Source organism: Streptomyces calidiresistens (genome assembly GCF_014141525.1).
Taxonomy (GTDB): Bacteria; Actinomycetota; Actinomycetes; order Streptomycetales; family Streptomycetaceae; genus Streptomyces; species Streptomyces calidiresistens.
The window spans coordinates 1-11674 of the sequence record NZ_VKHS01000082.1; the positions used below are offsets into that span (position 1 = coordinate 1).

General features: G+C 74.4%; 11 protein-coding genes. 5 read left to right on the forward strand and 6 right to left on the reverse strand.

All coding sequences use genetic code 11. The features are described from left to right. A partial coding sequence (locus FOE67_RS28945; RefSeq protein ID WP_228473597.1) for a hypothetical protein occupies positions 1 to 218 on the reverse strand: 218 nt, incomplete at its 3' end. Further along, complete coding sequence (locus FOE67_RS06005) at positions 215 to 1201, reverse strand: aldo/keto reductase (RefSeq protein WP_182661199.1); 987 nt, start codon at positions 1199 to 1201, stop codon at positions 215 to 217. The genes FOE67_RS28945 and FOE67_RS06005, both read right to left, overlap by 4 nt. A 334-nt stretch (positions 1202 to 1535) precedes the next feature. Between FOE67_RS06005 and FOE67_RS06010 the strand changes: the two genes are divergently transcribed. The 5 genes from FOE67_RS06010 to mshC all read left to right on the forward strand — a co-directional run bounded on the left by FOE67_RS06010 (position 1536) and on the right by mshC (position 6411). Next, complete coding sequence (locus FOE67_RS06010) at positions 1536 to 2585, forward strand: LLM class F420-dependent oxidoreductase (protein WP_182661201.1); 1050 nt, start codon at positions 1536 to 1538, stop codon at positions 2583 to 2585. A gap of 128 nt (positions 2586 to 2713) precedes the next feature. Next, entirely contained in the window at positions 2714 to 3403 is a 690-nt protein-coding gene (locus tag FOE67_RS06015; RefSeq protein ID WP_182661203.1) for an MSMEG_4193 family putative phosphomutase, read from the forward strand. A 115-nt stretch (positions 3404 to 3518) separates the two neighbouring features. Then, the gene (locus FOE67_RS06020; RefSeq protein WP_182661205.1) at positions 3519 to 4109 is read left to right on the forward strand and encodes a DUF3090 domain-containing protein; all 591 of its coding nucleotides are present in this window, start codon (positions 3519 to 3521) and stop codon (positions 4107 to 4109) included. Next, positions 4073 to 5035, forward strand: coding sequence for an SCO1664 family protein (locus FOE67_RS06025; RefSeq protein ID WP_182661207.1), 963 nt, complete (start codon positions 4073 to 4075; stop codon positions 5033 to 5035). Before FOE67_RS06020 ends, FOE67_RS06025 begins: the two co-directional genes overlap by 37 nt. Before the next feature lie 137 nt (positions 5036 to 5172). Then, on the forward strand, positions 5173 to 6411 hold the full coding sequence (gene mshC, locus FOE67_RS06030; protein ID WP_182661209.1) for a cysteine--1-D-myo-inosityl 2-amino-2-deoxy-alpha-D-glucopyranoside ligase: 1239 nt from the start codon (positions 5173 to 5175) through the stop codon (positions 6409 to 6411). 112 nt (positions 6412 to 6523) lie between these two features. Here the strand turns inward: mshC and FOE67_RS06035 are convergent, their stop codons facing one another. From FOE67_RS06035 to FOE67_RS06050, 4 genes are all read right to left on the reverse strand, one after another. Next, positions 6524 to 7594: a PAC2 family protein gene (locus FOE67_RS06035; RefSeq protein ID WP_182661211.1), complete on the reverse strand. Its 1071-nt coding sequence runs from the start codon at positions 7592 to 7594 to the stop codon at positions 6524 to 6526. 226 nt (positions 7595 to 7820) lie between these two features. Continuing rightward, complete coding sequence (locus FOE67_RS06040; protein WP_182661213.1) at positions 7821 to 9515, reverse strand: glycerol-3-phosphate dehydrogenase/oxidase; 1695 nt, start codon at positions 9513 to 9515, stop codon at positions 7821 to 7823. Then, the gene (gene glpK / locus FOE67_RS06045; RefSeq protein ID WP_182661215.1) at positions 9512 to 11164 is read right to left on the reverse strand and encodes a glycerol kinase GlpK; all 1653 of its coding nucleotides are present in this window, start codon (positions 11162 to 11164) and stop codon (positions 9512 to 9514) included. The genes FOE67_RS06040 and glpK overlap by 4 nt, the downstream gene beginning before the upstream one ends. A 115-nt stretch (positions 11165 to 11279) precedes the next feature. Continuing rightward, a partial coding sequence (locus tag FOE67_RS06050; RefSeq protein WP_182661217.1) for an MIP/aquaporin family protein occupies positions 11280 to 11674 on the reverse strand: 395 nt, incomplete at its 5' end.

The following is an 11674-nucleotide window of genomic DNA, read 5'->3' on the forward strand; positions in this document are numbered from 1 at the left end:
GGGGCGGGCCGGGTGAAGAAGCTGTCCGCCGGGCGTTCGCCGCTCTCCACCGCGCGCACCGCCGCCATCAACTCCGCGGCCCGACCGCGCGGTCCGCCGGGCGCCCCGCCGCGGGACCCCCCGGGCGCGTCGTCCGGCGCGTCGCTGCCGTCGGCGGGGGGCCCGCCGGTCCCCCCGTTCCCGGTGTCGGGGGGTGGTCGGTGATCGGGGGCGGTCACAGCGAGCTCCAGTCGTGGTCGGGGTAGTGGTGAACCGGCGCCGAGACGTCGTCCAGCGCCCGGCGGATCTCATCGGGAAGGGTAAGTCCCTCCACCGACAGTGATTCCTCCAGTTGGCGCGCCGTTCGAGCGCCCAGCACGGGGGCCACCACGCCGGGTCGGTCCCGCACCCAGGCCAGGGCGACCCGGGCGGGTGTGGTGGCCAGCCCGTCGGCGGCGGTCGCGACCGCCTCGACCACCCGCTGCGCCGCCTCGTCCAGATAGGGGGCGACGAAGGCGGAGAACCGGTCGCGGGCGCCCCGCGAGCCCTCCGGCCGCGCCCCCTTGCGGTACTTGCCGCTGAGCACGCCGCGTCCCAGCGGTGAGGACGGGAGCAATCCGATGCCGAGTTCGCGGGCGGCGGGCAGCACCTCCCGTTCGATTCCGCGCTGCAGCAGTGAGTACTCCATCTGGGTGGCCGCCAGGGGGTACCGGTCGCCGGGGGCGGAGAGCTGGTGGGTGCCGGCCGTGGCCAACTGCCAGCCGCAGTAGCCGACCACCCCCGCGTACCGGACCCGGCCGCTGCGGATGGCGGTGTCCAGGGTCTGGAGGGTCTCCTCCAGGGGGGTGTCCGGGTCCCAGGCGTGCACCTGCCACAGGTCCAGGTGATCGACGCCGAGGCGTTCCAGGGAGGCGTCCAGCGCGGCCAGCAGGTGACCCCGGGAGCCGTCGAAACGCCGCTCGGGGTCCGCGACGCATCCCGCCTTTCCGGCGATGATCAGGTCACGACGGGGCACCGAGCCGTCCAGGAGACGGCCGAGCATGTACTCGGCCCCGCCGTCCGCGTACACGTCGGCGGTGTCCACCAGGGTGCCGCCCGCGCCCCAGAACGTCTTCAGCAGGCCGGCGGCCTCCTGTTCCCCGACATCGCGACCCCAGGTGAGCGTGCCGAGTCCGAGTCGGGATACGCGCAGGCCGGTGCGGCCCAGATGCCGGAGGTCCATGGCCGTTGAGCGTACTGGCGGGGCGCGCTAGAGTCCGGGGACCGGGTGGTTACCGACCGGTAGGTGTCCGGTTCCCGTCCGGCCCGGTTCCCGTCCGGCCCGGTTCCACTCCGGCCGGGTTCGCCGCCCCGGGTCCGGCGGCCGACACGCCCCTGTCCCCGGGAAGCCACCGGTGACGGGTGGTGACCACGGGCGACCGCGAACCGGCACGGGCAAGCCCGGGCGGGAACGAACAAGCACCGTCGAGCACCGACAAGCACCGACAAGCACCGACAAGCACTGACAAGCACCATCAAGCACGGACAACCAGGGAAACCAGGGAAAAGGGGCCGCTGTGCAACTGGGAATCAACCTCGGCTACTGGGGAGCCGGGATGGACGCCGACAACCTCGCGGTGGCCCGGGAGGCCGATCGTCTCGGCTACGCGGTCTGCTGGGCCGCCGAGGCGTACGGCTCCGACGCCCCCACGGTGCTCTCCCGGGTGGCCGCCGAGACCGAACGCATCGACGTCGGCTCGGCCATCCTGCAGATCCCGGCCCGGGCGCCGGCCATGACCGCGATGACCGCCGCCACCCTCGACACCCTCTCCGGCGGGCGTTTCCGCCTGGGGCTGGGCGTCTCCGGCCCGCAGGTCTCCGAGGGCTGGTACGGCGTGCGCTTCGACAAGCCGCTGGCCCGCACCCGCGAGTACGTCGAGATCGTCCGCCGCGCGATGTCCCGCGAACGGCTCTCCTTCGAGGGCGAGCACTGGACGCTGCCGCTGCCCGGCGGCCCCGGCAAGCCCCTGAAGCTGACCGTGCACCCCGTGCGCGAGCGCATCCCCCTCTACATCGCGGCCATCGGACCGAAGAACCTGGAACAGACCGGGGAGATCGCCGACGGCGCCCTGCTGATCTTCTTCGCGCCCGAGCACGCCGAGGAGACCACCCTGCGGCACCTGCGGGCGGGTCGGGAACGGATCGGCGCCGACCTCACCGACTTCGACGTGGTGCCGACCGTGCCGCTGGCGGTGGGCGACGACCTCGACGCCCTGGCCGACCAATTCCGTCCCTACACCGCCCTGTACGTCGGTGGGATGGGAAGCCGCAAGCAGAACTTCTACAACCGGCTGGCCCGGCGCATGGGCTACGAGCGGGAGGCCGAGGAGATCCAGGAGCGCTACCTCTCCGGTGACCGGGACGGAGCCGCCGCCGCCGTGCCCCGGGAGCTGATCGACTCCACCACGCTCATCGGTCCGGTGGAGCGGATCGCGGACCGGATGCGGGCCTACGCCGACGCCGGCGTCACCACCCTGTCCATCTCCCCGGCCGGCTTCGGCCTGGAGGAGCGCCTCGCCTCCGTGCGCGCCGCCGTCACCGCCCTGGAACGGGCCGGTCTGGCCTGACCGGGTGCCCCCGCCCCGGCCCGGGCCCGGGACACCCCCGACCCGGGCCGGGGCGACGCGGCGGCGGCCCCGCCCGCTCCCGGGCCCGTTCCCCGCGCCCTTCCCGGACCTCGTCTAGGCTGGCCGGCATGCCCACCGTGTTGCTCGTACGCCATGGCCGGACCGCCGCCAACGCCGGGGGGCTGCTGGCCGGACGCGGCGCGGGCGTCGGTCTGGACGACACCGGCGTCGCGCAGGCCGCGGCCCTGCCCGCCCGCCTGGAGGCGCTTCCCCTCGCGGTCGCGGTCCACAGCCCACTGCAGCGCTGCCGGGAGACCCTGGAGCCCCTGATCGCCGCCCGTCCCGACCTGCCGGTGGTCGAGGACGAGCGGATCGTGGAGTGCGACTACGGCGAGTGGACCGGCCGCTCCCTCGCGGAGTTGGCCGGTGAGCCGCTGATGGAGGTCGTGCAGCGGCACCCCTCCGCGGCCCGCTTCCCCGGCGGGGAGTCCATGCCGGAGATGGCGACCCGGGCCGCCGCCGCGGTGCGGGACTGGGCCGGGCGGGTGGAGGCCGAGCACGGCCCCGATGCCCTGTGGCTGATGTGCTCCCACGGCGATGTCATCAAGTCGATGGTCGCCGACGCCCTCGGCCTGCACCTGGACCTCTTCCAGCGCATCGCCGTCGGGCCGGCCTCCGTGACCGTCATCCGCTGGACCCGCGAGCGCCCCTTCCTGCTGAGACTGGGGGACACCGGTGACCTCTCGGCCCTGGCGACCGGCCCGGCCCCCGGCACCGCCCCGGGGGGAGACGCCGCGGTGGGTGGTGGTGCCGCGTGAGCGGCGACAAGATCGCCGGGCGCAGTAGGGTTCCGGTGCACGCCCCGGCGGGCACGGCCTCCCCGGCCGGCCCGCACCCCGCGACCATCAGGACCACGACCCCACGGAGCAGCAGGTGACCCGTCAGGTGTTCCTCTACGATCCGCCGGACCGCTTCGTCGCGGGCACGGTGGGCATGCCGGGCCGGCGCACCTTCTTCCTGCAGGCCACGGCCGGCGGCCGCACCACGAGCGTCGCCCTGGAGAAGAGCCAGGTCGAGGCACTGGCCGAGCGCATCGACGAACTGCTGGACGAGGTGGTGCGCCGTTCCGGCGGTCGGACCACCGTCCCGGCGGTGGCCCCGGCCGAACTGACCGACACCGATCCCCTGGAGACCCCCGTCGAGGAGGAGTTCCGGGTCGGCACCATGGCCCTGGCCTGGGACGCCGACAGCGAGCGGATGGTGGTCGAGGCCCAGGCCCTCGTCGAGCTGGAGGCGGACTCCGAGGAGGAGTTCGCCGAGGCCGAGGAGGAGCTGCTGCGCGACGAGGAGAACGGCCCGCCGATGCTGCGGGTCCGCATCAGCGGCACCATGGCCCGGGCCTTCGCCAAGCGGGCCCTGGAGGTGGTGAACGCAGGTCGTCCGCCCTGCCCGCTGTGCAGCCTGCCGCTCGACCCGGAGGGACACGTATGTCCGCGCCAGAACGGATACCGGCGGGGACTGTGAGCCCTGCCGGCACCCCCGCGGAACCGACGGTCGAGCGGGTCCTGGAACACGGGGTGCTGAGGCCGCGCGGCCGTCTCACCGGTGCCTCCAACGCCGTGCTGTTCGGCTCGGTGGAACTGGACGGGCGCGTGCTGCCGTGCGTGTGGAAGCCGGTGGCGGGGGAGCGCCCGCTGTGGGACTTCCCTGACGGCACCCTCGCCGCCCGGGAGGTGGCCGCCCGGGAGGTCTGCCGGGCCATGGGATGGGAGCTGATACCGCCGACCGTGCTGCGGGAGGGCCCCCACGGACCGGGCATGTGCCAACTGTGGGTGGGGCCCCCGCCGGACGAGGAGGACCCGGACGTCGAGGCGTTCGCCGGGACGGACGGGAGCGGACCCGACCCCGCCGGCGCCCCGACGGGGGAGGACGAACGGGACGCGGACGCGCCGGCGGGGGAGGAGCCCGCCCCGCTGCTCGCCCTGGTCGACGCCGACGAGCCCGGCCCCGGCTGGCGGGCCGTCGGACGGGCCGAGGTCGGCGCCGGCCGCACCGCGCTCCTGGTGCACGCCGACGACGAGCGGTTGCGCCGGCTCGCGGTGCTGGACGCCGTGATCAACAACGGCGACCGCAAGGGCGGCCACCTGCTCCCGCAGCCCGACGGTCGGCTGTACGCCATCGACCACGGCGTGACCTTCCACACCGAGGACAAGCTGCGCACGCTCCTGTGGGGCTGGGCGGGCGAGCCGCTGCCGTCGGCGGCCCTCACCGCCCTGCGGGCGCTGCGGGCCGCCCTGGAGCCGGGCACGGCCCTCGACGCCCGGATGGCGGAACTCCTCACCCCGGCCGAGATCGAGGCGCTGCGCGACCGCACCCGGGCCCTGCTGGACTCCGGGCGGCACCCGGAGCCGGGCGGGGAGTGGCCGGCCATTCCCTGGCCGCCGATCTGACGGCCGCCCGCGACCACCGGGGCATCGGTGGGCGATCTCACCCCCCGTGCCCCGGGGACCCCACCCCTTTCGGACGGATGACCGGTGATCGCCGGGGACCTTCGTGTAGGCGACACCCTCCCGGTTACGCTCGGGGCATGCATGCCTGGCCTGCTCCCGAGGTCCCCGTCCTGCCCGGTCGGGGCCGCGACCTCCGGATCCACGACACCGCGACGGGCGGGCGGATCGACCTCGCCCCCGACGCCACCGGTGATCCCGCCCGCCTCTACGTCTGCGGCATCACCCCGTACGACGCCACCCACCTGGGGCACGCGGCCACCTACACCGCGTTCGACCTCGTCCAGAGGGTCTGGCTGGACACCGGTCGGCAGGTCGTCTACGTGCAGAACGTCACGGACGTGGACGATCCCCTCCTGGAGCGGGCCGCCGCGACCGGTGAGGACTGGCGGGATCTCGCCCGTCGGGAGACCGAGCTGTTCCGCGACGACATGACCGCCCTGCGGATGCTGCCGCCCGACCATTACATCGGGGCGGTCGAGGCCGTGCCGCTGCTGGTGCCCATGGTGGAGCGACTGCGCGCCGAGGGCGCCGCCTACGACCTGGACGGGGACGTCTACTTCTCGGTGGACGCCGACCCGCTGTTCGGCGGCATCTCCGGCCTGGACCGGACGGAGATGCTGCGGCTCTCCGCCGAGCGCGGTGGCGACCCCGACCGTCCCGGCAAGAAGAACCCGTTGGACCCCGTGCTGTGGCTGGCGTCCCGGGAGGGCGAGCCCTCCTGGGACGGTGCCTCCCTGGGACGCGGCCGCCCCGGCTGGCACATCGAGTGCGTGGCGATAGCCCTGGAACACCTGGGCACCGGCTTCGACGTCCAGGGCGGCGGTTCCGACCTGATCTTCCCCCACCACGAGATGGGCGTCGCCCACGCCCGGTGTCTCACCGGCGGCCGCCCCTTCGCCCGTGCCTACGCGCACGCCGGGATGGTGGCCTACGAGGGCGGGAAGATGTCGAAGTCCCGGGGCAACCTGGTCCTGGTCTCCGCGCTGCGCCGCGAGGGGGTGGACCCGGCGGCCATCCGACTGGCCCTGCTGGCCCACCACTACCGCGAGGACTGGGAGTGGACCACGCAGGACGCCCGGCGGGCGAAGGAGCGACTGGCCCGCTGGCGGGCCGCCGTCTCCCGCCCCGACGGCCCGCCGGCCGGGGAGATGCTGGAGGAGATGCGCGCCGCGCTGGCGGACGATCTGGACGCGCCGCGGGCCCTGGCCGCCTTCGACCGGTGGGCCGAGCGGCAGGAGCGCGAGGGGGGCGGGGACACCGGCGCGCCGGGCATCGCCTCCCGGGCCGCCGACGCGCTGCTGGGCGTCGCCCTGTGAGGCGGGGGTCGGGGACCGCGCGGTTCCCGACCCCCGCCCCGGCGCCCCGGTCCGGGATCCGTCCCCGGAACCGCCGCGGGACGCACGACAGAACCACCCGGGGGCCGGGGACTCAGTCGTCCGCGGCGGGCGGGTCGTCGCCGTCCCCGGGGTTCTCCGGGCTCTCCCGGTCCCCCCGGTCCCCCCGGTTCCGACGGCTCCCCTCGGCACCCTCGGGTCCCCGGGGCCCCTCCGGGTCCTCGGGGCCGGTCCGTCGGGGCGGCGGCCCGCCGCCCACGATGCCGGGCCCGTTCGCGCGGCCGGCCGGGCCCTCGCCGCGGCCCGGCGCGCGGGGGTCGCGACGCCGCAGATAGCGCTCGAACTCGCGGGCGATGGCCTCCCCGGACGCTTCCGGCAACTCGGCGGTGTCCCGGGCCTCCTCCAGGGCCTGCACGTACTCGGCGACCTCGCTGTCCTCGGCGGCCAACTGGTCCACCCCGGTCTGCCAGGCCCGGGCGTCCTCCGCCAGGTCCTCCAGCGGAACGGAGATCTCCAGCAGGTCCTCCAGCGCGTTCAGCAGGGCCAGGGCGGCCTTGGGATTGGGCGGCTGGGAGACGTAGTGCGGCACCGCCGCCCACAGGCTCACCGCCGGCAGTCCGGCGTGCGCGCACGCCTCCTGGAGGATGCCGACGATGCCGGTCGGCCCCTCGTAGCGGGACTCCTCCAGCCCCAGTGAGCGGGCCAGCTTCTCCTCGGAGGCGACGCTGGTCACCGGCACCGGCCGCGAGTGCGGGGTGTCGCCCAGGAGGGCGCCGAGCACCACGACCATCTCCACGCCCAGCTCGTGCGCGAAGCCCAGGATCTCGTTGCAGAAGGTCCGCCACCGCATGCTCGGCTCGATGCCGCGCACCAGGACCAGGTCGCGGGGTCTGCCGCGACCGCCCTCGGCTCCCACCCGGACGACCGACAGGCGGGTGGTGGGCCAGGTGACCCGGCGCACCCCGCCGTCCAACCACATGTGCGGGCGGTTGACCTGGAAGTCGTAGTAGTCCTCCGCGTCCAGTGCCGCGAACACCTCGCCCTTCCAGACACGGTCCAGGTGGGCGACCGCGGCGGAGGCGGCGTCACCGGCATCGTTCCAGCCCTCGAACGCGGCCACCATGACCGGGTCGACCAGCTCGGGAACCCCCTCGAGCTCGATCACCCAGCGCCTCCCTTCCGGTCGTCGGGACCGCTGCCACCGGACGACCACTGACTGTTGTGCGCGCCAAGCCTACGGCGTGACCGTGCCCCGGGACCGCCGGCGGTACGCCTCCTCCGGGGGTCGGTGTGCGTCATCCCGATGATCACCGGGACGACGCCGGTCCCGTGGCCGGTCCCGCCGCCGACGGGACCGGCCACGGGACCGGGGCCGTGCGGCGGTGGGGCGCTCACCCCAACAGCTTCTCCACCCGGGCCCGCACCTCCGGGGTGTCCAGCCCCCGCACGGTCAGGGTGGTGCGGCGGCGCAGGACATCGTCGACCGTGTGTGCCCATTCCCGGTCGCGCGCGTACACCACCTGGGCCTCGATCTCCGGGGCGTCCGGGTGCAGCCGGGCCCCCAGCGAGGGGTCGTGGCGCACCAGGTCGGCGATGCCGAACGCCAGCGATCCGTAGTGCCGGGCGAGGTGGCGCGCGGTGTCCGGCGCCAGGGACAGCCCGTCGGTACCGGCGAGCAGGCGGTGGGCCACCGCCGACGGATTGGCGAGGCCGGGCAGCGGTACCCGGCGCACCAGGTCGGAGACCGGCTGCCCCTGTCCGGCGACCGGGCTGTCGGGCAGTCGGGAGAGGGCGCGCAGCACGGTGCGGCCGATGTGGCGGTAGGTGGTCCACTTGCCGCCGGCCACCGACAGCATCCCACCGCGCCCCTCGGTGACCACCGTCTCCCTTTTGGCGGACTCCACGCCCCCCGGGCCCCCGGGCAGCACCCGCAGCCCCGCGAAGGCGTACGTGATCAGATCCCGGGACAGGTGTTCGGGACGGACCGACAGCGACGCCTCGTCGAGGATGCGGGTGATGTCGGACTCGGTGGCCGCCACCTCGCCCGGATCCCCCTCCCAGACGTCGTCCGTGGTGCCCAGCAGCAGGTGGTCCTCCCAGGGCAGGGCGAAGGTGATGCGGTACTTGTCCACCGGCGTGGCCAGCGCCGCCCGCCAGGGGGCGCGGCGGCGCAGCACCACGTGCGCGCCCTTGGACAGCCGCACCGACGGTGGGACGCCCGGATCCTCCATGCGCCGCAGGGTGTCCACCCAGGGGCCGGTGGCGTTGAGGACCAGACGGGCGTCCACGCCGAACTCCGTCCCGTCCAGCCGGTCGCGCAGTTCCGCGCCGGTGACCCGGCCACCGGTGGTGCGCAGGCCGACGACCTCGGCGTGGTTGATCACCACGGCACCGGCCTCCGCCGCCGCCCGGACGGTCATCAGGGCCACCCGGGCGTCGTTCATCTGGTGGTCGTGGTAGACGGCGACCGCCTTGAGGTCCTCGGTGCGCAGCCCGGGGTTGGCGGCGGCGGCGCGGGCGGGGGTGATCACCCGTCCCACCCCGTCGCCGAAGGCCGACAGCGCCGAGTAGGCGAAGACTCCGGCGCCGAGTTTCGCCGCGCCGTGCGGGCCGCCGCGCAGGATCGGCAGGTGGAAGGTGAGGGGATTGACCAGGTGCGGGGCCACGTCCCGGGCCAGGGCCCGCCGCTCGCGGTGGTTCTCCGCCACCAGCCGGACCGAACCGGTCTGCAGGTAGCGCAGCCCGCCGTGCACCAGCTTGGAGGAGGCGGAGGAGGTGGCGCCGGCGAAGTCGCCGGCCTCCACCATCGCCACCCGCAGCCCCGCCTGGGCCGCGTGCCACGCCACCGAGGTGCCCAGGATGCCCCCGCCGACGACCAGCAGGTCCCAGTCGGTGCGCGAGAGCCGCTCCCGGGTCTCGGCCCGGGTGTCGGGGCGGACGCCGACACCGCCGCCGGTACCGGTGGCGGTGTCGTTGCCGTCACCGCCGCCCCCCGCCGGCGCCCTCCCACGGGAGGGGGCGCCGGCGCCGGGGGCGGACGGGGAGTGCCGGTCCTGCGGGGCCCGGGGGCCTTGCGGGTCTTTCATCGGGACTGCTTCTCCTCGGTGTCCTCGAACTCCGCGGATTTCGCGGTGTCCGTCACGGGGGCGTCGCCGGCGGTGCTTCCGGCGCCCTCGCGTCGGGGCGTCGACTCGTCGTCGAGCCATCCCATGGTCCGCCGAACGGCCTTGAGCCAGTTGTGGTACTCGCGTTCGCGGTCCTCCTCGGCCATGGCGGGCGACCACTCGGCGGCCCGGCGCCAGTTGGCGCGCAACTCGTCGGTGTCGGACCAGAACCCGGTGGCCAGGCCGGCGGCGTAGGCCGCGCCCAGGCAGGTGGTCTCGGAGACCATCGGCCGGACGACGGGCGCGTCCAGGAAGTCGGCGATGTTCTGCATCAGCAGGTTGTTGGAGGTCATGCCGCCGTCGACCTTCAGCGTGGTCAGCTCCGTGCCGGAGTCCTTGCGCATGGCGTCGACGATCTCCCGGGTCTGCCAGGCGGTGGCCTCCAGCACCGCCCGGGCCAGGTGCGCCTTGGTGACGTACCGGGTCAGCCCCGCGATGATGCCGCGCGCGTCGGCCCGCCAGTAGGGGGCGAAGAGCCCGGAGAAGGCGGGAACGAAGTAGGCGCCGCCGTTGTCCTCCACCGACAGGGCGAGCGTCTCGATCTCCGCGGCGCTGTTGATCAGCCCCATCTGGTCGCGCATCCACTGCACCAGCGCGCCGGTGACGGCGATGGCCCCCTCCAGCGCGTAGACCGGCTTGGCGTCACCGATCCGGTAGCCGACGGTGGTCAGCAGGCCGTGGTAGGAGTTGACCGGTTCCTCGCCGGTGTTCATCAGCAGGAAGGTGCCGGTGCCGTAGGTGGATTTGCCCTCGCCGACCGAGTAGCAGGTCTGGCCGAACAGGGCGGCCTGCTGGTCACCCAGGGCCGAGGCGACCGGGACGCCGTCCAGGGGGCCGCCGCGCGCGGTGCCGTAGACCTCTGCGGAGGAGCGGATCTCGGGCAGCACGGCGGCGGGCACGCCCATGGAGTGCAGGATCCGCTCGTCCCACTCCAGGGTGCGCAGGTTCATCAGCATGGTGCGGGAGGCGTTGGTGACGTCGGTGACGTGCCGTCCGCCGTCCGGGCCGCCGGTGAGGTTCCAGATGACCCACGAGTCCATGGTGCCGAAGAGGATCTCCCCGCGTTCGGCGCGCTCGCGCAGCCCCTCCACGTTGTCCAGCAGCCAGCGGATCTTCGGACCGGCGAAGTAGGAGGCCAGCGGCAGGCCCGTCTCCCGGCGGAAGCGGTCCTGGCCCACGTTGCGGCCCAGTTCGCGGCAGAGCCGGTCGGTGCGGGTGTCCTGCCAGACGATGGCGTTGTGCACCGGTTCGCCGGTGGCGCGGTCCCACAGCAGGGTGGTCTCGCGCTGGTTGGTGATGCCGATGGCCTTGACCCGGTCACGGTTGACACCGGCCTTCTCCATGGCCTCGGCCATCACCTCGCGGACGTTGTCCCGGATCTCGGCGGCGTCGTGCTCGACCCACCCCGGCTTGGGGAAGATCTGTCGGTGTTCCTTCTGGGCGACCGAGACGATCCGTCCGTCGCGGTCGAAGACGATGCAGCGGCTGGAGGTGGTGCCCTGGTCGATCGCGGCGATGTACTCGCGGTCCCCGTCGGACTCCCTCGACTCGTTCCCCGGTGTGGTGTTCACGGTGCGGCTCCCTGGGTGGTGTCTGCGTGCGGAGTGGATGTGAGCGGTGCCGGCGGTGCGGCGGGCGGGGTCGGGTGACCCGGCGCGGGACGGGCGGCCCGCCCCCGCGCCCGGGTCAGAAGGCGAATTCGGAGATCCCCGCGGCGATGGTCGCGCCGAGCAGCGGCCCCACCACCGGTACCCAGGCGTAGCCCCAGTCGGAGCCGCCCTTGTTCGGCAGGGGCAGCAGGGAGTGCACGATGCGCGGTCCCAGGTCGCGGGCGGGGTTGATGGCGTACCCGGTCGGACCGCCCAGGGACAGACCGATGCCGACGACCACGAGTGCCACCAGCAGTCCGCCCATGCCGGTGACCTGCAGATCGTCGTTGACCCCGAGGCGCAGGACCGCCAGGACCAGGACGGTGGTGGCGATGGTCTCGGTCGCCAGGTTCTGGAGCGGGTTGCGGATCTCCGGCCCGGTGGAGAAGACGCCCAGCACGGGGCCGGGGCGGGAGCCGCGGGAGCGGGGGC